We start from the raw sequence: 25,162 nt of genomic DNA, 5'->3' as shown, positions 1-25,162 counted from the left end.
TGCGCTCAAATTGTGCACACCGCAAATCCTGATTTTCATGCTAAAATTCACAATTCAATGATGTTATTTTTCAATTTAAGGCTCAAATTGAGCTGTTGTGGCTATACATGAATCTGCAAATCTCTCTCATTCAATCTATTGATGCTTTACTGCCTCAGACCCAATGTGGTCTATGTGGTCATCGTGATGGATGCCTTCCTTATGCCAAATCTATCACTGAAGGTGAAGATGCCAACAAATGTGTACCCGGTGGTCAACCTGTTGCCGATGCATTAGCAGAATTATTGAGCCGTCCAAAATTACAAGCAGAAGAAAGTGTTTGGGCTATACAAAGAGATGGTCGTCCTCAGCGTATGAAAGCGATCATTCGTGAAGATGAATGTATTGGTTGTACCAAATGTATTAGTGCTTGCCCTGTCGATGCGATCATTGGCGCAGGTAAATTGATGCATACCATTCTCACGGATTTATGTACGGGTTGTGAGCTATGCATTCCACCCTGTCCTGTCGACTGCATTGATCTAATTGAAGATTTACAGGATTTACCGCAAGAATCTCAACGCATTGCTGAACAAACCGATTTACGTGAACGTTACTATGCGCATATCCAACGTGAGGAAAAACGTCGCATTCACCGTAAAGGCCCTGTCGTTCGTGCTGAAATTGATACCGAATTATTTGCACAATTTTCTGCACAAACAGACCAACTGCCTGAAATTCAAATCATTGAAAAATCAAATGAAATACCACCATCTATCGATGCAAAAACCACGATTGAATTGGCAAAAATTCGTACGCAAATTAAAAAACTTGAAAAACAACTTAGCGTCCGCCCCGATGCAAAAAAGCAAGAATTACTTGAATCACTCAACACACAATTGAGTCAGTTACAAGGAGTATGAAATGAGCGTTAAAAATATGACGCGAAAAGAGATTCAAATCTTTTTTGAACGTTTACGTGAACAACGCCCACACCCAGAAACTGAGCTCAATTTTTCCAATCCATTTGAATTATTGGTTGCGGTTACATTGTCTGCACAAGCCACCGATGTCAGTGTCAATAAAGCTACAGATAAACTCTTTCCTGTTGCCAATACGCCTGAAGCCATTTATGCATTGGGTGTCGATGGTTTAAAGGAATTTATCAAAACCATTGGTTTGTATAATTCCAAAGCCGAAAATGTAATTAAAGCCTGTAAAATGCTGATAGAGTTGCATGGTAGTCAAGTGCCACAAAACCGTGCTGATCTTGAGGCTTTACCAGGAGTTGGGCGTAAAACAGCAAATGTGGTACTTAATACCGCCTTTGGTCAACCAACGATGGCCGTTGATACGCATATTTTCCGTTTGGGTAATCGTACAGGGCTCGCTGTTGGTAAAAATGTACTTGAAGTTGAACAGCGTCTCATCAAAGTCATTCCAAAAGAATTTATACTCGACTCACATCATTGGCTGATTTTACACGGACGATATACCTGTATTGCGCGCAAACCGAAATGTGCAGAATGCATCGTATCTGATGTCTGCCATTGGCCTGATCGTTTTGAGTTCGGTGCACCACGAAATAAAGCGATCCTTACAAAGACAATTGAAGATGCAGTAAATCCCTAAGCCAAGAAATGATCTATATTTTATGAACATTGCGTTCAAAAATATCTCTCTTTTGTTAAAAATGATGCTGAAATTTAGCATCATTTTTTGATTTTGAATGATTATTTTTGCTTATTATCTTTTTGTTGTTGCACTAATCGTTCTTTTTCAGCCAATTCTTTTTTCAACGTCGCCATACGTTCATGTTCTTTCGCCACACCAGGATGTACCTGATACTGTGCATTTTTACGAATTTCACGGCGCTGTGCGATTTCTTCTTTTTGCGTTTTACGTAGCAATTTAAAACTAAAAACAATCAGTCCCAAAATAACGATAACACTTAAAATGACGAGGGCAATTAATGCGATTTTCATTGGTGCTATATATTCCAACATAAAAAAAGAGACCTAATATGAATCAGGTCTCTTTTAAAGTCAAAGTTTCCAAAAATTCTGGCTGTAAATTAACCCTCAGGGCTAAAAGTCATCTAATTTTGGAATTATTTGTCTAAAATATTAAAGAGTTCTGCTTGAACTTCATCAATGGCACGAAGACCATTCAATTTGTCATAAGTCGGTGCATTTTCACCTGAAGCCGCACGACTTTGGTAGAAACCAACCAATTGCTCAGTTTCAGTATGATATGAACCTAAGCGCTTACGAATTGTTTCTTCTAAATCATCAGGACGTTGAACTAAATCTTCGCCTGTCTCATCGTCTTTACCTTCCACTTTCGGTGGATTGTAAATTGTATGATAAATACGACCCGATGCAGCATGCTGACGACGACCCGATAAACGTTTTACAATTTCTTCATCAGGTACATCAATTTCAATCACGTGGTCAATGCTAATGCCTTCTTTTTCAAGTGCTTCAGCTTGCGGAATCGTACGTGGGAAACCATCGAAAATACAACCATTTACGCAATCAGGCTGCGCAATACGCTCTTTCACTAAACCAATGATCAACTCATCAGACACTAAACCGCCAGACTCCATGACACTTTTAGCTTTAAGACCGAGTTCAGTACCTTCACGAATTGCAGCACGGAGCATATCACCGGTTGAAATTTGTGGGACATTGTAGCGCTTACAGATCAACTGAGCCTGAGTGCCTTTGCCAGCTCCAGGTGGTCCGAGTAAAATAATGCGCATAAAAAAACATCCTCATGTAAAACAAAGTGTATGACACTTTCAACCTACCAATAAGTTATCGGTAACATTCAAGCATCTAATTATATGAAAACCAAAAATAAATGTATTAATCCAGCAATAAATCCAGTGACACCACCTAGTACAATCAAAATCCATTCGTCTTCCTGAAATGCAGGACGTAATAAATTTTGAAACTCTTTCGGGGTTAACTCACTAATTCGATCTCGAAACATTTTAAAGATTTTCTGTGCACGGCTCGCATTAAAAGCTGGGTCGCTTACAGGTACCATGGTAATTTCTATAGAACGATCAATCAAGTCCGTCTTGAGTTTAGCATACTCACTTGGTCCTATTGACAACTGTAATGCAGTACGAATCAGCGGTGTTTCCATAATTACATTAACATGTCGTTTAATGATTCGACGGGTCTTATCTTTACGTGTTCCATACATCATTTCAGTCATGATTGATTTTAACGTAATTAAATCTTCCGTCACAACACTCGCAAAAACGTCGGAAACTTCTTCCTGACGCTTCATAAACGCGCCTTGAATATTATACGTACCAATACGAGGAATAACAGGTTTAATCCAAGGGAATTTACGATCTTTTTTAAGTTCAAAGAACTGTGGATAGCGTATGTAGTGTGGTTCTACAGGATTAAAGACCATCCAAATTGCAATCCAGTTCGTCAAGAAACCCCAAATTGCGGCAAAAAATGGTACTGTCCAATGCTGTGGTACAAATACATAAACAAACATTTGAATGATACCGAAGAAAATACCAATCAAGGCACTAATATGCCAAATAAAGTTAATTTCCTTTTGCCCGACTTTCAGAAACATACGTACCATGAGTTTGCGATCGCCTTCCATCTGGCGGACAATCATTTCTTTCATGTCAACAAGTGACTCGACGTTCATGGTCAGTTCAGTCACTAATCCTTTCAGAATTTCAGGCATCTGATTCTGTGCTTGTGCATAAATTCTACGTTTCAGTGAATACGGTAAGTTTTCCCACAATACTGCATTACGATCAATCATTACCTCATCAATCAAATGCTCTAAATCACGCCCCACTTGCTCGCCAATGATCCGCGCCATGTCATCGGGTTCCATAGCATTTAAAAACTCATTGAGCGAACCAAGTTTGGACAGTGTGTTATCGGTGATGATGCCCGAAATTCGTCCTGCTTTTCGGGGTACAATTCCCTGCCACCCCACAGGCAATGGCCCAAGATGAAAACCCCAAAATTTAATCGGATAGAACACCATTTTCAGTGCCATCCACACGTGTGCCCAAGTCACAAATGCTGTCACAGGAACAATACTCAGTATTGCTAAATGATCAGGTCGATTAAAAAAGCCTTGCCACAAATCAATGACATATTCAAACATTCAAGCATCTCGTATTTATTTCTATGTGTGGTCGAATAATTTTAAAAACATTGAACTGATTTAAAAACCAACACTTAAAGTATAAGCAAACTGAATCTGTGGCTTAGTTTCAAAAACAATATCATCACCATTTTTCGACTCATCTCCCACACCAATACCTACACTAAATGTACTGATTCGTTCTTTACTCAATAATACATAGGAAAGATCAACGCCACCACCAACCTGTGTATCATCACGGTTTGCATTGACTTTCTTACTCTTCAAATGCCCAGCATAAACACCAAGATAATAGCCGTTTAAATCTGTACCTGTCAGTACTACAGGCATGCGAAAACCAAATTGTGTACCCACTTCATGGTCACCATTGATAAACGCACCCACTTTGGCATACCCAATACCATACGGGTTGACCCATTCGCCATTCAAATGGGCAAGTTTCATGGTCATGCCTGCACCCGCATTCCAAGTAGAATACCCTTCAGACTTTAATTTAGGTTCAGGTAAGTAATCCTTAAACTCCGCATGTGTCAAACTTCCTACTGTCATTAACATGAGTAAGGGAACGATTTTTTTCATTATTTTCTCCATAGTCCCTATTTTTCCGGGCAAATCTAATCTAATTATCCTTAATTTTTTGACTTTAACAGAATTATTGCTTTGCTCATATACTGATGAGGGGAAAATTACTGTCTACAAGGTCAAATTAAGCTATAGTCAGCCAAGTCATCAATTGTATTTTTTTCAATTTTTAACGTTTAATCTATACATTCTAGGGTAAAATATTGCGCCTTGCCTATCCCCCATCAATCCGTTTTAAATAAGCCGACCACGTATGAAGCAGCAGTTTCCACTTAAAAATGTTCAGCAAGAAAAGCGTATTTTCCGCAGTCGAGTTTTTGTCTCTATTGGAATTGTGAGTTTTTTCTTGTTGCTGCTTGTGGCGCGTTATGCATATCTTCAGGTTTTCCATCATCAAGAATTTACTGAAGCCTCAGATAAAAATCGAATTCGTTTGCAACCGACTGCCCCTGCGCGAGGTTATATTTATGACCGTAATGGGATTTTACTTGCAGACAATTATCCTGTATTTACCGCAACACTCAGTAAAGCAGATATTGAGGACATGGATGATACCGTAAAGCGTTTAACGCCTATTATCAATTTGACCGAAGATGATATCGATGGTTTCAATAGCCGTGTAAAAGCATCACGTAAAACTGAACGTGTCACGCTAAAACTCAATTTGACTGAACAAGATATTGCTCGTTTCAGTGAGGTGAAGTTTCAATTTCCAGGGGTGGAAATTGAAACTCAAATGACACGTTATTATCCACATGGTGAATTATTTGCCCATGTCATTGGATATGTCGGTCGTATCAACGATAAAGAATTAAAAAGTATTGATAAAGACAGTTACGCAGGTACAAATCTGATTGGTAAAATTGGCGTAGAAAAATCTTATGAAGATCTACTACATGGTTTTCCAGGGTATGAATCCATTGAAGCCGATGCACACGGTAATATCTTACGTCATCTCGGACGTAAAGAATCTACTCGTGGCAATGACTTATATCTTTCCCTTGATTACGGTCTACAGTCGATTGCGTCAGAACAACTCGCAGGACGTCGTGGTGCAATTGTTGCAATTGACCCACGTACAGGTGAAATTTTAGCCTTAGTTTCAAGTCCAAGTTTTAACCCAAATCTTTTTGTGACGGGTATTGGGCATGCAGACTATAGCGCTTTACGTGACAATCTAGATCAGCCTTTATATAACCGTGCTGTTCAAGGCTCTTACCCACCGGGTTCAACCATTAAACCAATGGAAGCCTTGGGCGGTATTCATTATAAAACTGTAGATTGGAATACCGCAATTTCAGATCCAGGTTATTTCCATTTACCAGGTGATTCACACAAATTCCGTGACTGGAAAAAAACTGGGCATGGTAGTGTCAACATGCACAAATCTATTGTGATCTCCTGTGATACTTACTTCTATATTCTTGCTTATCAGCTTGGTATCGATCGTATGAATGATTGGATGCGTCAGTTTGGCTTTGGTGCTAAAACAGGTGTAGATTTACCAAGTGAAAGTGAAGGCTTATATCCGAGCCAAGAATGGAAAATGCGTACTCGTAAAACCAAGTGGCTCAAAGGTGAAACGATTTCAGTCAGTATTGGTCAGGGTGCATTTACTGCAACACCACTTCAGTTGGCAATGGCAACAGCTATTACAGCCAATCATGGTGCACATGTTACACCACATGTATTACGTGCAACCAAAGGCGCAAAAGAACACAAAATTATTAATGCGCCTACAGGGAAAATTAACTTTAGTGGCACAGATGCTGACTGGGTAAAAATGCGTGATGCAATGGTCGATGTGATTCAATCTGGTACTGGACGTGGTATTCGTACACCTATGTACCAAATTGCAGGAAAGACAGGTACAGCACAGGTTAAAAGTATTGCGCAAGGTAAACGCTATAATGAATCATTACTGACTGAACGTCAGCTCGATCACGGTCTTTTTGTTGGTTTTGCACCTGCGGAGAACCCAGAAATCGCAATTTCTGTCATTTGGGAAAATGGTAAACATGGTGGCTCAGCCGCACAACTTGCCCGCCCTATCTTTGATTATTGGTTATTAACTCGTAAGAAAAATCCACTCTTACCACAGAATCATCAAATCAGTGGCGGTCTAATGACTGCGGGAATTAAACCCGGTGAATTAGCAAGTGATGAAACAAATACATCAACCAATCCAAATACAGTAAATAGGTCTAAACCGGCTCAAAGTACAACACAAAATACTGTACAACAGCCCTCTCAAAATACAAACCATACAGCAAATCAAGCGGATATAACTGAATAGTGAAAAATCAATTACGCATTATTGGTGGTGAATGGAAGCGTCGTATGCTTCCTTTTGCGAGTGTTGACGGATTACGTCCTACCCCTGACAGAGTTCGTGAAACACTGTTCAATTGGTTAATGTGGGATATTCAAAATGCACAAGTACTCGACTTATGTACCGGTTCAGGTGCTTTAAGTTTTGAAGCTTTATCGCGTGGTGCAGCGTACGTCACAATGATTGAACCCAATTCAAATCAAGCCCAATTTTTAAAAGACAATATTCGTCTACTCAAAGCAGAAAACTGCCAACTCAAAGTGATGACTGCACAACAAGCATTAGTTGGGTTAAATACTCAGTTTGATGTAGTCTTTCTTGACCCGCCCTATGGTTTAAATTTATGGCAAGAGCTTGCTGAAAAGGCTGATCCTCTCATTAAAAATGAGGCTTATATTTATGTTGAAGCAGATTGTTATTTATCAAAATTAGTTTTACCGAGCAGTTGGGTTCTTATGAAAGAAACCAAAGCAGGTGCAGTCCGTGCAGGGCTTTATCAAAAACAAGCTTAAAATAAGCGTATATTTACCCAATAAAATACACATCTTAAATGAGCATATAAAAAGGAGTCCAATAAGGACTCCTTTTTTTAATCTTGGCTTAGCTTAAGCAAGACCTTTCTCTTTTAACACTTGAAGCATCGTTGAGCCCAATTCTGCAGGACTACGTGTATATGCCATACCTGCTTTTTCAAATGCAGCAAATTTTTCGTCGGCAGTACCTTTACCACCTGAGATAATTGCACCCGCATGTCCCATACGCTTACCTTTCGGCGCAGTCACACCTGCAATATAACCAATCACAGGCTTCGTCACATCTGATTGAATATACTCTGCCGCTTCTTCTTCTGCAGTACCACCAATTTCACCAATCATAATGATTGCTTCTGTTTGTGGGTCTTCTTGGAACAATTTCAAACAATCAATTTGATTCATACCTGGAATTGGATCACCACCAATACCAATACACGTTGACTGACCTAAACCCAGTTTTGTTGTTTGTGCAACAGCTTCATAAGTTAATGTACCAGAACGTGAAATAATCCCAATTTTACCAGGTTGATGAATATGACCTGGCATAATACCAATTTTACATTCACCTGGTGTAATCACACCTGGACAATTTGGTCCCACTAGACGCACACCGTTACCGTAAGTTTCAAGGTAACGTTTTGCTTTTAGCATATCAATTGTGGGTACACCTTCAGTAATCACAACAATTAAACCCACACCAGAATCTACAGCTTCCACAATTGAATCCAATACAAATGGTGCTGGTACATAGATCACCGAAGCATCTGCTTGTGTCTCACGTACAGCTTCTTTCATGGTATTAAATACAGGTAAACCAATATGATTTTGACCACCTTTACCTGGTGTTACTCCTCCCACAACCTTTGTACCATAAGCTAAAGCTTGTTCAGAATGAAAAGTACCATTTTTACCTGTAAAGCCTTGTACCAATACTTTTGTGTTTTTATTAATTAATACGCTCATGATTGATACCCCTTAAGCTTTTACCGCAGCAACGATTTTTTCTGCAGCATCCGATAGACCACTCGCAGAAGTTAATTTCAAACCTGATTCATCAAGGATTTTTGCACCTAGCTCAGCATTATTCCCTTCCAAGCGAACAACAACAGGTACAGTTACATTGACTTCCTGAATCGCTGCAATAATTGCCTCAGCAATCATGTCACAACGTACAATTCCACCAAAAATATTAATCAATACACCTTTTACAGACGTATCAGACAAAATAATTTTAAATGCTTCAATCACACGCTCTTTGGTTGCACCACCACCGACATCAAGAAAGTTTGCAGGCTGACCACCGTACAATTTAATAATATCCATGGTTGCCATTGCAAGACCAGCACCATTAACCATACAACCAATATTACCTTCTAGTGCAACATAGTTCAGATCAAATTCAGAGGCTTTCAATTCACGCTCATTTTCCTGTGACTTATCACGCATTGCTGCGATTTCAGGTAAACGATACAGAGCATTAGAATCAATACCAACTTTTGCATCGACACAAAGAATGTCGCCATTTTCACGTACAGACAATGGATTAATTTCAAATAATGCAAAATCATTTTCAATAAATGCTTTATATGCACCTGACATGATTGTCACAAATTGAGCAATTTGTTTGTCTTTTAAGCCCAATTGGAATGCTACATCACGTGCTTGAAAAGGAAGTAAACCAACTAATGGATCAACTTCAACTTTAATAATTTTTTCAGGAGTTTCTTCGGCAACTTTTTCGATTTCCACGCCACCTTCAGTTGATGCCATAAAGGTCACACGACGGCTAGAACGATCTACCACAGCCCCTAAATACAACTCACGTTCTACGGGATAAACATCTTCACAGACCAAAATACTATTTACAGGCTGCCCATTAGCATCTGTTTGATACGTCACTAAACGCGTACCCAATAGATTTTTTGCATATTCAGCGGCTTCATCGGCAGATTTTACAACTTTTACACCACCAGCCTTACCACGACCACCCGCATGTACTTGCGCTTTCATCACCGCAAATTTGCCACCAATTTGGTTAAATGCAGAAGCAGCTTCTTCAGGTGTTGTAATCAAAATACCTTCTTGAACAGGCATACCATATTTTTTTAACAGCGCTTTGGCTTGATACTCATGTAAATTCATTTTTTACCTTTTACTACTTTTCACGTTGTTATTACTCATCACTCATTGGTCTTCCATCACACCAAATCACGACAATTATTAAAATTAGTTCTTATACTTTTAGATGATTGTTCAAATAATTACAACCATCATTATAAAAAAGAGCGGCCTAAACCGCTCTCTTTTTATCTTATTTACGCTTACGCTGAATAGCATGAATTGCACGACCATCAACAGCTAGAGCCGCTTCGTGAACCACTTCAGAATACGTCGGATGACCAAATGTCATTAATTGTAAGTCTTCTACAGAAGATACAAACTCAAGTGCGATCATTCCTTGGTGAACGATATCAGAAGCACCAGGACCAATCACATGCATACCTAAAAGACGGTCAGTCTGTTCATCTGCAACGAATTTTACAAAACCAGCAGATTCACCAGCAGCTAAAGCACGACCATTCACCGCAAATGGGAATTGACCTGTTTTAACAGTATGACCTTTTTCTTTTGCTTGCTCTTCTGTCAAACCAACCCAAGCCGCTTCAGGATGTGTATAGATCACTGAAATGATTGTGTCATAGTTCACTTGCGCAGCATGACCGTGAATACGCTCAACCGCCATTACGCCTTCTTCCATTGCTTTATGCGCAAGCATTGGACCACGTACCAAGTCACCAATCGCATAAACACCTTCAACAGATGTTAAGCATTGATCATTCACATCAACTAAACCACGTTCAGTCAATTTAATGCCAGAATCTGCAGCCAATAAACCTTCTGCATAAGCTTTACGACCCACACAAACAATCAATTTATCGAAAGTTTGAGTTTTGTCTTCGCCTGCATGGTTAAATTGAACAGTCACTTCACGACCGTTAATTTCAGTACCTGCAACTTTTGCATTCAAACGAATATCAAGACCTTGTTTAGTCAAGATTTTTTGATATTCTTTTGCAAGTGCTTTGTCAGCCATTGGCAAGAATGAATCTGTTGCTTCAAATACAACAACTTCAGAACCAAGACGACGCCATACCGAACCAAGTTCAAGACCAATTACACCTGCACCAATCACACCAAGGCGTTTAGGTACTTCAAGGAACTCTAAAGCACCCGTAGAATCAACAATTAAATCTTCATCAACTGAAGCTACAGGAATATTTACAGGAATCGAACCTGATGCAAGAATTACATACTTAGGTTCTAGAACTTGTACAGCACCTTCATCAAGTGGAGTGAATTCTACTTTTTTACCTGCAAGTAATTTACCCGTACCTTGTAGCCACTCAATCCCATTACCTTTAAGTAATTGAGCAACACCACCAGTCAATTGATCTACAACTTTATCTTTACGTGCAATGATTTTTGCAAGATCAAACTTCACTTCACCTGTTGTAATACCATGATCATCAAGGTGATGAACTGTATCTTCATAACGGTGAGAAGAATCAAGCAATGCTTTAGACGGAATACAACCCACGTTTAAGCATGTACCACCTAAAGATGGCTTACCTTTATGTACACGTTTTTCAATACACGCAACTTTAAAACCAAGCTGAGCCGCACGAATGGCTGCTTCATAACCACCTGGTCCACCACCAATTACAACTAAATCAAATTGAGACATTTGTATCTCCAAACAATCCCCCTTAAATCCCCCTCTGATAAAGGGGGCAGATTCCCCTCTTTGATAAAGAGGGGTTAGGGGAGATTTATGCTGAATAAATTAAAGATCAAGGATAAGACGAGCAGGCTCTTCTAACAATTCTTTGATTGCTACAAGGAAACCTACAGCTTCTTTACCATCGATTAAACGGTGATCATAAGACAATGCCAAGTACATCATTGGCAAAATTTCAACTTGACCATTTACAGCCATTGGACGTTCTTGGATTTTATGCATACCCAAAATCGCAGTTTGTGGCGTGTTTAAAATAGGTGTTGAAAGCAATGAACCGAAAGTACCACCATTAGTGATGGTGAATGTACCACCAGTCATATCTTCGATGCCTAACTTACCGTCACGTGCTTTAGCAGCATATGCACGGATACCGTTTTCAACTTCAGCATAGTTCATGCGATCAGTATCACGAAGTACAGGAACAACCAAGCCACGCTCAGAAGAAACAGCCACACCGATGTCATAGAAACCGTGATAAACGATATCTTCACCATCAATTGAAGCGTTTACAGCTGGGTAACGCTTAAGTGCTTCAGTTGCAGCTTTAACGAAGAATGACATGAAGCCAAGACGCGCACCATGACGCTTCTCAAATGCATCTTTAAACTGCGCACGCATGTCCATGATAGGTTTCATGTTCACTTCGTTGAACGTTGTCAACATTGCTGTGTTTTGCGTAGCAGCAAGAAGACGTTCAGCAACACGTTTACGAAGACGAGTCATAGGAACACGTTTTTCGATACGTTCGCCTACAGCAACACTTAATGGTGTTGCAGCAACAGCTGCTGGTTTAGTTTGATGATTTGCAACATCTTCTTTCGTGATACGACCACCACGACCAGTACCATCAACATCAGATGCAGCAATACCTGTTTCAGACAATGCTTTACGTACAGCAGGTGCTTGATCAGCAACTTGAGTACGCTCAACCACAGGTGCTGCACCCGCCTCTGTTACAGCAGCAGCTTGTTCAACTTGCGCTTCAGATTGAACTGCTTCAGTTGCAGCTGCGCCAGAAACAGCACCTTCTTCAAATTGAGCAATCACTTCGCTTGATAAAACAGTATCGCCTTCATTTTTAATAATGACAGAGATTGTACCGTCAGCAGGAGCAACAACTTCCAAAACAACTTTATCTGTTTCGATATCGCAGATCACTTCGTCACGTGCAACAGCTTCACCCGGTTGTTTGTGCCAAGTTGCAATTGTTCCGTCAGCAACTGATTCTGGAAATACCGGTGCTTTAATTTCGGTTGCCATTATTTAGATTCTCCTGATTGATCAGCTACGATCGCTAATGCGTCTTGTACCAGCTGAGCTTGTTGTTTTGCATGCAAGTAAGGTGAGCCACATGCAGGTGCAGCAGAAGCTTCACGACCTGCATAGCTAATTTTAATATGTTGACCAGAAGCCATTACGCCTTCATATAAACGAGGAGCAATGAATAACCATGCGCCTTGATTCTTCGGCTCTTCTTGACACCATACCAACTCTTTGATGTTTGGATAAGATTCAAGAACTTCCGCAAGACGTTGTTCTGGGTACGGGTACAATTGTTCAACACGTACAATTGCAATGTTAAGATTTTGCTCACGACGTTTTTCAAGTAAATCGTAATAAACCTTTCCACCACAAAGTACAAGACGAGTTACGTCTGCTTTATTGATTTGATCCACTTCATCAATCACAGTTTGGAATGTACCATTTGCAAGTTCATCTAAAGTTGATGTCGCAAGCTTGTGACGAAGCAATGACTTCGGTGAAGTCACGATCATTGGTTTACGAATTGGACGAAGTGCTTGACGACGCATTGCATGATAAATCTGTGCAGGTGTAGTCGGCGTGATCACTTGCATGTTTTCTTCAGCACACAACTGAAGGAAACGCTCAAGACGTGCAGATGAATGCTCTGGACCTTGACCTTCAAAACCATGTGGAAGAAGAAGTGTTAAACCACACACACGTTCCCACTTCGTTTCACCTGATGAAATGAACTGATCGATCACAACCTGTGCACAGTTTGCAAAGTCACCGAACTGAGCTTCCCAAATTACCAAGCTTTTTGGCAATGTAGTCGCATAACCATATTCAAATGCCAATACTGCCATTTCTGACAACAAGGAGTCATAAATTGCAGTACGTGGTTGGTTTTCTTTCAAGTTACATAATGGAATATAAACTGAACCATCTGCTTGGTTATGAAGTTTCGCATGACGGTGTGAGAATGTACCACGACCTACGTCTTCACCTGTTAAACGAACCAAGTAACCATCATCAAGAATTGATGCATAAGCTAAAACTTCTGCAGCACCCCAGTTTAATGGCATTTCGCCTGTCTGCATTTTCAGACGATCATCAATTACTTTAGAAACCTGACGTTGCATCACGAAGCCTTCAGGCAACTCACGCATTTTACGACCAAGTTCTTTTAAGCGTTCGATTGGGAATGTTGTATCCCATTTGTCTGTATATTCATGACCCAAATATGGTGTCCAATCGACAAACATTTTTTCGTTTGGTTCAAGAACAAGTGCATTGGCAACATGACGACCTGCTTCAAGGTCTTCACGGTATTGCTCAACCATTGCATCAGCAGCAGCACGATCAAGTACATTTTGCTGAACCAATTGGTCTGCATATAATGTACGTGTAGTCGCTTTTTTACTGATGACTTGATACATCATTGGCTGTGTTGCAGCAGGTTCATCAGCTTCGTTGTGACCACGACGACGGTAGCAGAACATGTCAATCACAACGTCTTTACGGAATGTATGACGGAAATCATGTGCAAGTTGAGCAACAAACAATACAGATTCAGGATCATCACCATTCACATGGAAAATTGGCGCCTGAATCATTTTTGCAATGTCAGTACAGTATTCTGTAGAGCGTGCATCACGTGGATCAGATGTTGTAAAACCAACTTGGTTGTTCACAACAATATGAACTGTACCACCGACTGTGTAACCACGAGTCTGTGACATCTGGAATGTTTCTTGGTTTACGCCTTGACCTGCAAATGCTGCATCACCATGAACGATGACTGGCAATACGTCATCACCACCAATATCTTTACGACGTACTTGACGTGCGCGTACCGAACCTTCTACAACAGGTCCAACGATTTCAAGATGCGATGGATTAAATGCCAATGCCAAGTGAACTTCGCCACCTGGAGTCATCACGTTAGATGAGAAACCTTGATGGTACTTAACGTCACCAGAACCTTTTTTATGAATTGATTTACCTTCAAATTCACCAAAAAGATCTGCTGGGTTTTTACCCATAATATTAACAAGAAGGTTTAGACGACCACGGTGTGGCATCCCAATCACAACTTCTTTACAACCTACAGAACCTGCACGTTGAATTAGTTCATTCACCATAGGAATGAAAGATTCACCACCTTCCACACCAAAGCGTTTTGCACCAACGTATTTATTACCAAGGAATTTTTCAAGACCTTCAGCAGCAGTCAAACGTTCAAGTACATGCTTTTTCTGATCTGCTGAAAAACCAAATTGACCACGTGCACTTTCTAAGCGCTGCTGAATCCAACGTTTTTCTTTAGTATCAACAATATGCATATACTCAACACCAACAGAAGCACAATATGTTGCCTCCATTGCGTTAACCATTTCACCTAACGTTGCTTCAGCTTTACCAATCGCAAGATTACCTGCATTAAATACAGTATCAAGATCAGATTTAGTTAAACCGTGTGTTGCAAGATCAAGATCAGGTACATCTTCACGTTTCGCAAGACCTAATGGATCAAGTTTTGCTTTTTGATGCCCACGGTTACGATAAGCCGCAATAAGTTGCAAAACACCAATCTGACGACGTTCATGTTCAGTACTGACTTCGCTCTGAACAACAGGTTGAACACGATTTGAATTTCGACCTAATAATAAGAACTGTTCACGGATATTTCCGTGAGGCTGATCACCTTTTGGAAATTTATCAAAGTATTCTCTCCAGTCATCACCAACAGATGTTGGAGAAGCTAGATATTGTTCGTAAAGCTCTTCAATATACGCTGCACTATCAGCTGAAAGTTCAGTGTCAAGACGCAATGCGTCAGCAACTTCTTGCATTTGTGGACCCATTTTCCTATTGCAAAAACATTACAGGATGCTCTTCTTAAGCACACCCATGATTGATCATGCCAAATTGGTAAATTGACATTCACCCTTTTTGATTTCAATCATCAAAAAGAATTTTATGCATTGAAACTTTTCAATGCATTCAATGAATCATAACGCCTTCATTGGCATCATCACTCATTTTCCATACTCGATTAAATCGAGCAATTTTTTTTGCAAATCGGCTTAGAAAAATAAAATCATCGATTTAACTTTTCTAAAACAACTTTAAAACTATTTATAAACGCTTCAAATGACTTTATGTGTTGATAAAATGTACATTTTTCCCGTTCGATTTTGATAAATAGAGCAATTTGTTAAATGCTAACATGAACTCCATGTTGAATTGATTTTTTTGACACATACCACCTATAACACAGCGAAATACATGTACCAAAATATAGTTTAGCATATGACGTCATTTCTTCAACTTTCAAGTCTGATCTTGAAAAAACCAATAAAATTACATATAAAAAAAGGGGCGCACACCTTTTCGGCGTGCGCCCCTTCTCAGATATTAACCTGCTTGATCAAGCAACATGCTACGGATGTGACCGATCGCTTTTGTTGGGTTTAGACCTTTAGGGCAAACTGATACACAGTTCATAATACCTTTACAACGGAACAACGAGAACGGGTCGTCAAGACGAGATAAACGATCTTGAGTTGCTGTATCACGTGAATCGATAATAAAACGGTATGCATTTAACAATGCAGACGGACCTAAGAATTTATCAGGATTCCACCAGAATGATGGACATGATGTTGAACAACATGCACAAAGAATACATTCATACAAACCATCTAAATGCTCACGATCTTCTGGAGACTGCAAACGCTCTTTAGGTGGCGCAGGTTGATTATTGATTAGGAATGGTTGAATTTTGTCATACTGATCGTAGAACTGATTCATATCCACAACTAAATCTTTAACCACTGGCAAACCTGGAAGTGGACGAATCACGATTTTTTCCGGTAAATCGTTTAAGTTCACTAAACAAGCAAGACCATTTTTACCGTTAATATTTACACCATCAGAACCACAGATTCCTTCACGGCATGAACGACGGAAAGTCAAAGATTCGTCTTCCACTTTTAATGCAAGAAGTGCATCAAGCAACATACGGTGCTTATCAGTCAATTCAAGTTTAAAAGTTTGCATGTACGGTGCTTTATCCTTATCAGGATCATAGCGGTAGATTTCGAATGTACGTGTACCTCTACTCATCTTATTTCTCCCAATTAGAATGTACGTGGTTTAGGTGGAATTGGATCAACTTTTAATGGCTTATAGCGTACAGGCTTGTACTCTAAATGATTATCAGAAGAGAACCACAATGTATGCTTCATCCACTCATCATCACGGCGACCATATGGATAATCTGCATGATCTGGAGACAATTCGTAATCTACAACCGTATGTGCACCACGACATTCTTTACGAGCAGCAGCTGAAATCAACGTTGCTTTCGCCACTTCGTAAATATTTTCAACTTCTAATGCTTCAATACGTGCAGTATTGAATACTTTAGATTTGTCTTTTAAGTGAATGTTACGTACACGAGGTTCGATCGCAAGAATTTGCTTCACACCCTCGTCAAGTAATGCTTGAGTACGGAATACACCTGCATGATCTTGAACGATATCACGAATTGCATCAGCAACTTCTTGTGCATTTTCACCTGAAGTAGAGTCATCAAGATGAGCAATACGTTTCATAGTGTTCTCAAGAACAGTTGTTGGCAGTGGTGTGTATTCATCACCGTGGTGTTTAGTCACGTAATCGATGATGTGTTCACCAGCAGCTTTACCAAATACAACCAAATCAAGGAGTGAGTTTGTACCTAAACGGTTTGCACCATGTACAGATACACAAGAACATTCACCAATTGCATAGAAACCTTTTACAGGTTTAACGAAGTTACGTTCGCCACCATTGTGTGAATACACGCCTGTTTCTTTATTGTAATTTGCATCAAATGCTTGAGTTTCAGCACCTTCAGGAAGCACAACCTGACCATGAATATTCGTTGGAATACCACCCATTTGATAATGGATTGTTGGTACCACAGGAATAGCCACTTTCGTAATATCTACGTTTGCGAATTTCTTACCAATCTCAAATACAGATGGAAGACGTTTCATAATCGTATCAGCACCCAAGTGAGTCATATCAAGTAAGATATAATCACCTTTAGGACCACAACCACGACCTTCTTTGATTTCTTGGTCCATTGAACGAGATACGAAGTCACGTGGTGCCAAATCTTTTAACGTAGGTGCATAGCGTTCCATAAACGGTTCGCCATCTTTGTTACGAAGAATTGCACCTTCGCCACGACAGCCTTCTGTCAACAATACGCCTGAACCTGCCACACCTGTTGGGTGGAACTGCCAGAATTCCATATCTTGTAATGGAATACCTGCACGAGCGGCCATACCAAGACCATCACCCGTATTGATATACGCATTGGTTGATGCACGGTAAACACGACCCGCGCCACCAGTTGCAAACAATGTTGCTTTACCTTGGAATACTGCAATTTTACCCGTTTCTTGATCGATTGCCGTTACGCCAAGCACATCGCCTGCTTCGTTACGAATAAGATCAAGAGCGATCCATTCTACGAAGAATTGTGTACCCATTTTCACGTTGCTTTGATAAAGCGTATGAAGAAGTGCGTGACCTGTACGGTCAGCAGCAGCACATGCACGCGGAACTGGCTTTTCACCATAGTTAGCAGCATGACCACCGAAAGGACGCTGATAAATTGTACCATCAGCATTACGGTCAAATGGCATACCCATGTGTTCAAGTTCATAAACAACTTGAGGTGCTTCACGCGTCATGAACTCGATCGCGTCTTGGTCGCCTAACCAATCTGAACCTTTAACCGTGTCATAGAAATGGTAGTGCCAATTATCTTCTTGCATATTACCAAGAGATGCACCAATACCACCCTGTGCTGCCACAGTATGAGAACGTGTTGGGAATACTTTAGTCAGTACAGCAACTTTCAAACCAGCTTGAGCAAGTTGGTAAGAAGCACGCATACCCGAACCACCACCACCTACGATGACTGCATCGAAAGTTTCATGTGGAATATTTGTGTAATCTTCTTTAGGGGTTATAGCGCCCATGATTATTTCCTATCAATTCGCCCAAAAAATCTGGATCGCCCAAATTGCGTATGCAAATACAGCAAGAATCACTGCTGTAGTAAGTACAAGGCGTAAGCCTGATGCTGAAGGACCCATTGAACGAGTCGTTACATAATCAGTGAATACTTGCCACATACCAATCCAAGCATGCGCAACAAGAGATAAGACTGACAATAAAGATAAAATCTTCATTGGCGTCGTCATCATAAAGCCATGCCACTGTTCATAGCCGAAACCACTATTGCATAGGACCCAACCTAAAATCACAACAGTATAAACAGCAAGTACAACAGCACTTACGCGCTGGATATACCAGTCACGAGAGCCTGAACCCGTTAAACCTGTAGCACTTTTCATTAGAGAACAATCCATACAAATGATGCGATAACAGCGATCACAGCCAAGATTAATGCGATAGTAGCTGCCAAGCGACCGCTCTCTAGTTCTTCTGCAAAACCAAGATCAGCAAACAAGTGTTTAATACCCATAATGAAATGGAATAGTAAACCGGCTACAAACACCCATACGATGAAACGCACAATGAAGCCACCAAAGATTGCCTGAACTTGCGCAAAACCTTCTGGAGAAGACAAAGACTTGTCTAATAGCCACAAAAGTACCGGTACGAGTAAAAATACGATAACACCTGAAAGACGGTGTAGAATTGATGCAATAGCCACAGGGGATTTTAAGTTTACGTCTAAAACTTGACCCATGGACAAATTGACAGGTCTGTTGCTTTTCACAGCGGGCATCCTGTAAGTAAAAACTCCATCCGGAGTTTGTTGGAATTAATTCGAAGGAAAGCTAGCATATTGTCAGACAAATGATCTTGCCTGAACTTTTAAACGACACTGAATTATAAGACTTGAATTATCAAAATACAAACAATGCTCTTTAGCATTTCAGTGAAAAAATCATCAAATAAGAATCATTTACAACATTCGACTCTTTCAAACATTATAATCATATTCTTAACACAACTCTATTTATTTGTTTTTTATTAATTTATATCAAATTACACGAAATAAAATAATCAATTTAATATTTGAAATAATATGCATTAAATTTAGACTAAAGCACAACATAACGGACATGATTGTCCATCAATATTTTAAATATGAATATTGCTTATCAATATAGCTTCTACTGCTTAAAACAAATGCAACTATTTTCTTTAACTACATAGCACCATTATTTTATTTTAAAATAACGAATATCAATTTTACATTATTTAACTTTAGTCTTTATTTTAGAATGAAACACTTAGCAAAAATTATTGATCTAATTCACAACTAAATTTGTAAGATCAAGTACTTTATTTATACTAAGGACTCTCTTTCTTGCGCACCTATTGTTTTATTTTTAATCAATATTTTAATTATTATTGCTATTTTTTAATCAAATAGGCATTAAAATGAAAACAAATATTTCAATATCTTGGATGATTATTTTTCATTCTGTTGTCATTACATAATATTGGTAAGCAATGAAATATATATAGTTTTAGCTGTTTTTATTTTCCAATAAAATTTTACAATTAAGCTGTAGTATTGGTAAAAACTGTCATTTAGCTATGCGCTATTGTAATTATTTTTCTGCACCTCTTGTTCAATTTACCTTATTATACTGACCGAAGCGAAAATGCTGAATCCAATTTACTTCGATTTTTTTAACTAAGCCTCTGTGCGATCGTTACTTTTCATCCATAAGTATAATTGACAAAATTTCAGTACTCACTAAGCTTATAGCAATTTTTGATCCATTCAGTCTGTGCATTAGAAAATGATAAACAGATTGGATAAAACATTCACCAGGACAGGAGATCTATTGAATGTCTGAAGCAACTGGCAAAAAAGCCGTATTACAACTTGATGGCAAAGCAATTGAATTACCAATTTACAGTGGTACATTGGGCCCAGATGTAATCGACGTTAAAGATGTGTTGGCCGCAGGTCACTTTACTTTTGATCCTGGTTTTATGGCGACAGCTGCATGTGAATCTAAAATCACATTCATCGATGGCAACGCAGGTGTTCTTTTACACCGTGGCTACCCGATTGCTCAGTTGGCGACTCAAGCAGACTATTTAGAAACTTGCTATTTACTTTTAAATGGCGAACTTCCTACTGCTGAACAAAAAGTTGAATTTGACGCTAAAGTACGTAACCACACTATGGTTCACGACCAAGTTAGCCGTTTCTTCAATGGTTTCCGTCGTGATGCTCACCCAATGGCGGTGATGTGTGGTGTTGTTGGTGCATTATCTGCGTTCTATCACAACGGTTTTGACGTTGAAAATGTTGATCACCGTGAAATCACTGCAATCCGCTTGGTTGCTAAGATTCCTACGCTAGCTGCTTGGACTTACAAATATACAATCGGTCAACCGTTTGTTTACCCACGTAACGACTTAAGCTACGCAGAAAACTTCTTGTATATGATGTTTGCTACTCCAGCAGATCGCGATTACAAAGTTGACCCTATTCTTGCTAAAGCAATGGATCGTATCTTTACACTTCATGCTGACCACGAACAAAATGCATCGACGTCTACAGTACGTTTAGCTGGTTCTACTGGCGCTAACCCATATGCATGTATCGCTGCGGGTATTGCTGCACTTTGGGGACCTGCTCATGGTGGCGCGAACGAAGCTGTTCTTAAAATGCTTGATGAAATCGGCACGAAAGAAAACGTTGCTGACTTCATGGAAAAAGTAAAAACTAAAGAAGTTAAACTTATGGGCTTCGGTCACCGAGTTTATAAAAACTTCGATCCACGTGCGAAAGTAATGAAAGAAACTTGTGACGAAGTGCTAACTGCACTTGGTATCAACGATCCACAGCTTGAACTTGCTATGGAACTTGAACGCATTGCACTTTCTGACGAATACTTCATTAAACGTAATTTATACCCTAACGTAGACTTCTACTCAGGTATCATCCTTAAAGCGATTGGTATCCCGACTGCAATGTTTACTGTAATCTTCGCGCTTGCACGTACTGTTGGTTGGATCAGCCATTGGTTAGAAATGCATAGCACAGCTTACAAAATCGGTCGTCCTCGTCAGCTTTATACGGGTGAAACTCAACGCGATATCCAACGTTAATTCGTTACGCGTTTAGACTGAACAAGAAACCACCCTTTTGGGTGGTTTTTTTATGCTAAGTTAAAAATATAATTTAAATACAATTAAGTGTAAAACCATGAATCCGATGATTGCTCAACAACGTTTGAATGACTTAAGAACACAGATGCAACAGCACGATCTTGACGCCTTTATTGCCATGAGTGCAGATCCGCACATGTCCGAGTATTTACCTGAGTATTGGCAAGTTCGACTGTGGCTCACAGGTTTCACTGGCTCGGTAGGCATAGTGGTGGTCACGCAAGATTTTGCAGGGCTTTGGGTCGATGGTCGTTATTGGGTGCAAGCAGAGCAACAACTTGAAAATACAGGTTTTGTTTTACAAAAACAAACCACTGAGCCAACATCGACACATCTAGCTTGGCTCGCTCAAAACCTGCCTCTACATGCCACGATTTCAGTCAATGGACAAACGCTTTCTGTACAACAATTTGAAGCACTCAATCAAATTGCTCAACAACACCAATTTACAATTCAAACCCCTTTTGACATCATCAATGAAATTTGGACAGACCGACCTGCTTTACCCCAAGAGGTAGTTTGGCAAATGGCGAATGGCTTAAATGCACAAACACGTTTAGAAAAACTATCGCTCATTCGCTCAACATTAAATACAAAAAATGCATCAGCGCACTTCATTTCAGCACTTGATGATATTGCGTGGATTCTCAACTGTCGTGGACAAGATGTAGAATATAATCCTGTTTTTCTTGCACATTTATTTATAGATACATCACGTACGGTTCTTTTTATTGATGATATAAAACTCTCCAAGGAACTACACCAACTTTTAACACAAGATCAAATTACAGTTTTACCTTATACACAGACCGAATTTTTTTTAAGCCAACTTTCACAACAACATGTCTTAATTGATCCTGCGAAAGTATCTATTTTACATACACAAAGCATTCAAAAAAATAATCAGCTTGTGCAGGATATCAATCCTAGTACTTTATTTAAATCACGCAAACATGCTACTGAAATTACACACATTCGCAATGCTATGACTAAAGATGGCGTTGCGCTGAGTCATTTTTTTTATTGGTTAGAAACCGCTTTCACACAAAATCAACCCATCAATGAACTGATCATTGATGAAAAAATTACTGCCTTTCGTGCAGAACAAGTTGGTTTTATCGGTTTAAGTTTTTCAACCATTGCAGGCTTCAATGCCAATGGTGCTTTGCCACACTACCGTGCGACTAAAGACAGTTATAGTCAAATTCAAGGTGATGGTTTATTACTCATTGATTCAGGTGCGCAATATCATGATGGGACAACAGATATTACCCGAGTTATTCCAATTGGTACGCCAAGCACCGAGCAAAAACGTGATTATACCCTTGTTTTAAAATGCCATATTGCACTTGCACAAACGGTATTCCCTGAAGGTATAGCTTCACCTTTACTTGATGCCATTACACGCCAAACCTTATGGAAATATGGACTTGATTATCGTCATGGAACAGGTCACGGTGTCGGCTTTGCTCTGAATGTACATGAAGGACCACAAGTTATTTCATACTATGCACCCACCCTACCACAAACAAAAATGCGTGAAGGTATGATCACATCCAATGAGCCAGGCTTATATCACGAAGGAAAATATGGTATCCGAATTGAAAACTTAGTGGTCAATCAAGCTAAAAAGTTTACAAACTCAACCTATGGAGAATTTTTAGAATTTGAAACTTTGACCCTTTGCCCGATCAATCAAAGCTGTATTGCTTTAGAGTTGATGACTGAAAGCGAGATAACTTGGTTGAATGAATATCATCAAACTGTTCGTGAACGATTAGCTCCTCATCTACAAGGTAAAGTGCTTTATTGGTTAATTGAAAATACTCAAGCGATTTAATGCCGTCCCTATAAAACATAAAAAGCACTTCGCTATAAAATGAAGTGCTTTTTATGGATCAAATATCTATAAAACGATTACATCAAAATCTTAATTTTTTCGATCTTCGTTGTCTTTTTAGCATTTTTACATGCATTGGATGATTGAACAGTCTTAATTACTTCTTTACGCACCAATGAAACATCAATTTTTCCTTCAATAATTTCACCCGTTCGACAATCCTCCTCACCGAGTTGTTCGTTATAACGACCGGGATCATCATTAGAATTTACTGTAGCAATTACTTTTGCATTCCATCCATCAAAATAAACCAAATCCAAAGTACTACTCAATATACCTTGCCCTGAACCTGCCGATTCTATTTCAACCAATTGCACAGGTTGGGTTTGACTCAATGCGGAATAGACTTTAAAGGTATTCGATTGTCCACCGAAATCAGTCAAAATTTTTGACTGTTTTAATGTCGGTCTTGTTAAAATATAGCCTGCCCAAAAATTGCGTCCTGCATTTTCAAAAGAAACTCCTGACAAATAAGCATGCTCACCTGAACGTAAAGTTATAGCTTGTGTATGATCAATCAAAATAGCTTTTGCAGGTGTCGCCTGTGAATCATCTAAATTGATCAATTGATCAATAATCTCTTGAACTTTAGGCACAGAAGCAAAACCGCTTGAAATAGAAAATGTAAATAAAACACTTAACATTAATAATTTAGATAAAATTTTCATTCTACATGCTCAATTTTGAGTTAAATCTACGTTAAGTCAATGATAAAAGACTTAACGACCCCACTCCATTTTTGACATATACGGTTGAATTTTCTTTATACGATCAATATTGGTCTTTTCAATACTCGTCAATTGAGCATCAACATTGGTACTACAGGGCATATACCATTCTAAATGTGCAAAAGACTGCGCCCATTCTTTATTGGTAAAAGAATAACCATGACGGGCATAGATTTCATTTCGCATGTAGTCCAAAGCCTCAGGTGACATCTGTAAATCAGCATCTTTCAATAATCGTTGAGATGCTTCAGGATAATCCCCTTCATTTTTTTGATAACGACATTGTTGTGGCTTTAAATCAAAATATTTTGGCTTCACTTGTCCTGTCGCAGACTCCCAACTGACATCAATCAAATTTGGTTGCTGATTGTTTAATGTAAAAATAAAAGTACCACTACTATTTTTAGCGCCACTTTCAACTGCTGTGACTTTATAACCTTTTGGCGTTGCCTTGACTGCACCACTAAAATTTTGTTTATTTGCACCAAGCAAGCTATAACCTTTCACTTGTTTTTGATCAATAGACTGAATAAAAACAGATATTTTTCGCTCATCGTATAAACCTGTCCAAGAGCGCTGAAACTGCTTAATATCCTCAGCAGTCGCCATACCCGAAAACAACAAGGTCATACAAGATAAAGCATAGATTTGATATTTTTTCTTCATTATAAT

21 protein-coding genes are annotated in these 25,162 nt (G+C 39.3%); 6 read left to right on the top strand and 15 right to left on the bottom strand.

The window, feature by feature from the left end:
* Positions 1-107 precede the first annotated feature (107 nt).
* Both ACK2M2_RS10620 and nth read left to right on the top strand, forming a co-directional pair.
* Complete coding sequence (locus ACK2M2_RS10620) at positions 108-902, top strand: RnfABCDGE type electron transport complex subunit B (protein WP_419348205.1); 795 nt, start codon at positions 108-110, stop codon at positions 900-902.
* A gap of 1 nt (position 903) precedes the next feature.
* Positions 904-1,611: an endonuclease III gene (gene nth / locus ACK2M2_RS10615; protein ID WP_419348203.1), complete on the top strand. Its 708-nt coding sequence runs from the start codon at positions 904-906 to the stop codon at positions 1,609-1,611.
* Positions 1,612-1,712: 101 nt separating this feature from the next.
* Here the strand turns inward: nth and ACK2M2_RS10610 are convergent, their stop codons facing one another.
* From ACK2M2_RS10610 to ACK2M2_RS10595, 4 genes are all read right to left on the bottom strand, one after another.
* Positions 1,713-1,985: a hypothetical protein gene (locus ACK2M2_RS10610; protein WP_419348200.1), complete on the bottom strand. Its 273-nt coding sequence runs from the start codon at positions 1,983-1,985 to the stop codon at positions 1,713-1,715.
* A gap of 104 nt (positions 1,986-2,089) precedes the next feature.
* Complete coding sequence (adk, locus tag ACK2M2_RS10605; protein WP_409512103.1) at positions 2,090-2,743, bottom strand: adenylate kinase; 654 nt, start codon at positions 2,741-2,743, stop codon at positions 2,090-2,092.
* 80 nt (positions 2,744-2,823) lie between these two features.
* Complete coding sequence (locus tag ACK2M2_RS10600) at positions 2,824-4,140, bottom strand: hypothetical protein (RefSeq protein ID WP_409512102.1); 1,317 nt, start codon at positions 4,138-4,140, stop codon at positions 2,824-2,826.
* 60 nt (positions 4,141-4,200) lie between these two features.
* Entirely contained in the window at positions 4,201-4,719 is a 519-nt protein-coding gene (locus ACK2M2_RS10595) for a hypothetical protein (RefSeq protein WP_419348197.1), read from the bottom strand.
* A gap of 256 nt (positions 4,720-4,975) precedes the next feature.
* Here ACK2M2_RS10595 and mrdA point away from each other — a divergent pair, with 256 nt between their 5' ends.
* Complete coding sequence (gene mrdA, locus ACK2M2_RS10590) at positions 4,976-7,018, top strand: penicillin-binding protein 2 (protein ID WP_409512100.1); 2,043 nt, start codon at positions 4,976-4,978, stop codon at positions 7,016-7,018.
* The gene (gene rsmD, locus ACK2M2_RS10585; RefSeq protein ID WP_419348194.1) at positions 7,018-7,566 is read left to right on the top strand and encodes a 16S rRNA (guanine(966)-N(2))-methyltransferase RsmD; all 549 of its coding nucleotides are present in this window, start codon (positions 7,018-7,020) and stop codon (positions 7,564-7,566) included. The genes mrdA and rsmD overlap by 1 nt, the downstream gene beginning before the upstream one ends.
* Positions 7,567-7,659: 93 nt before the next feature.
* Here rsmD and sucD read toward each other — a convergent pair whose 3' ends face one another.
* The 9 genes from sucD to sdhC all read right to left on the bottom strand — a co-directional run bounded on the left by sucD (position 7,660) and on the right by sdhC (position 19,439).
* A complete protein-coding gene (gene sucD, locus ACK2M2_RS10580; RefSeq protein WP_409512098.1) occupies positions 7,660-8,550 on the bottom strand; it encodes a succinate--CoA ligase subunit alpha in 891 nt (296 codons plus the stop codon).
* Positions 8,551-8,562: 12 nt separating this feature from the next.
* Entirely contained in the window at positions 8,563-9,729 is a 1,167-nt protein-coding gene (gene sucC / locus ACK2M2_RS10575) for an ADP-forming succinate--CoA ligase subunit beta (RefSeq protein ID WP_409512097.1), read from the bottom strand.
* Between the two features lie 169 nt (positions 9,730-9,898).
* On the bottom strand, positions 9,899-11,332 hold the full coding sequence (gene lpdA, locus ACK2M2_RS10570) for a dihydrolipoyl dehydrogenase (RefSeq protein ID WP_409512096.1): 1,434 nt from the start codon (positions 11,330-11,332) through the stop codon (positions 9,899-9,901).
* Positions 11,333-11,431: 99 nt separating this feature from the next.
* Positions 11,432-12,646 carry a 2-oxoglutarate dehydrogenase complex dihydrolipoyllysine-residue succinyltransferase gene (gene odhB, locus ACK2M2_RS10565; protein WP_409512095.1) on the bottom strand — a complete coding sequence of 405 codons (1,215 nt, stop codon included), beginning with the start codon at positions 12,644-12,646 and terminating at the stop codon, positions 11,432-11,434.
* Complete coding sequence (locus ACK2M2_RS10560; RefSeq protein WP_409512094.1) at positions 12,646-15,483, bottom strand: 2-oxoglutarate dehydrogenase E1 component; 2,838 nt, start codon at positions 15,481-15,483, stop codon at positions 12,646-12,648. Before ACK2M2_RS10560 ends, odhB begins: the two co-directional genes overlap by 1 nt.
* A 565-nt stretch (positions 15,484-16,048) precedes the next feature.
* The gene (locus ACK2M2_RS10555; protein WP_409512093.1) at positions 16,049-16,759 is read right to left on the bottom strand and encodes a succinate dehydrogenase iron-sulfur subunit; all 711 of its coding nucleotides are present in this window, start codon (positions 16,757-16,759) and stop codon (positions 16,049-16,051) included.
* A 14-nt stretch (positions 16,760-16,773) separates the two neighbouring features.
* Positions 16,774-18,672: a succinate dehydrogenase flavoprotein subunit gene (gene sdhA, locus ACK2M2_RS10550; RefSeq protein ID WP_409512092.1), complete on the bottom strand. Its 1,899-nt coding sequence runs from the start codon at positions 18,670-18,672 to the stop codon at positions 16,774-16,776.
* Between the two features lie 12 nt (positions 18,673-18,684).
* Positions 18,685-19,050, bottom strand: a complete 366-nt coding sequence (sdhD, locus tag ACK2M2_RS10545; protein ID WP_409512091.1) for a succinate dehydrogenase, hydrophobic membrane anchor protein — start codon at positions 19,048-19,050, stop codon at positions 18,685-18,687.
* Positions 19,050-19,439 (bottom strand): succinate dehydrogenase, cytochrome b556 subunit, encoded by a 390-nt coding sequence (gene sdhC, locus ACK2M2_RS10540; protein ID WP_409512090.1) that lies wholly within the window; start codon positions 19,437-19,439, stop codon positions 19,050-19,052. Before sdhC ends, sdhD begins: the two co-directional genes overlap by 1 nt.
* Positions 19,440-20,527: 1,088 nt before the next feature.
* On the opposite strand from sdhC, the gene gltA reads away from it, so the two are divergent.
* Together gltA and ACK2M2_RS10530 are read left to right on the top strand one after the other, a co-directional pair.
* Positions 20,528-21,802 (top strand): citrate synthase, encoded by a 1,275-nt coding sequence (gene gltA, locus ACK2M2_RS10535; RefSeq protein WP_409512089.1) that lies wholly within the window; start codon positions 20,528-20,530, stop codon positions 21,800-21,802.
* 97 nt (positions 21,803-21,899) lie between these two features.
* On the top strand, positions 21,900-23,702 hold the full coding sequence (locus ACK2M2_RS10530) for an aminopeptidase P family protein (protein ID WP_419348186.1): 1,803 nt from the start codon (positions 21,900-21,902) through the stop codon (positions 23,700-23,702).
* Positions 23,703-23,779: 77 nt separating this feature from the next.
* Here ACK2M2_RS10530 and ACK2M2_RS10525 read toward each other — a convergent pair whose 3' ends face one another.
* Together ACK2M2_RS10525 and ACK2M2_RS10520 are read right to left on the bottom strand one after the other, a co-directional pair.
* The gene (locus ACK2M2_RS10525) at positions 23,780-24,430 is read right to left on the bottom strand and encodes a hypothetical protein (protein WP_419348183.1); all 651 of its coding nucleotides are present in this window, start codon (positions 24,428-24,430) and stop codon (positions 23,780-23,782) included.
* Between the two features lie 51 nt (positions 24,431-24,481).
* Positions 24,482-25,120, bottom strand: coding sequence for a YARHG domain-containing protein (locus tag ACK2M2_RS10520; RefSeq protein ID WP_419348223.1), 639 nt, complete (start codon positions 25,118-25,120; stop codon positions 24,482-24,484).
* Positions 25,121-25,162 lie beyond the last annotated feature (42 nt).

It is taken from the genome of Acinetobacter sp. TY1, from assembly GCF_048551395.1.
In the GTDB taxonomy this organism is placed as follows: Bacteria; Pseudomonadota; Gammaproteobacteria; order Pseudomonadales; family Moraxellaceae; genus Acinetobacter.
The sequence above is the reverse complement of the archived record's forward strand: the minus strand, read 5'-3'. Positions and strand labels throughout refer to the sequence as shown.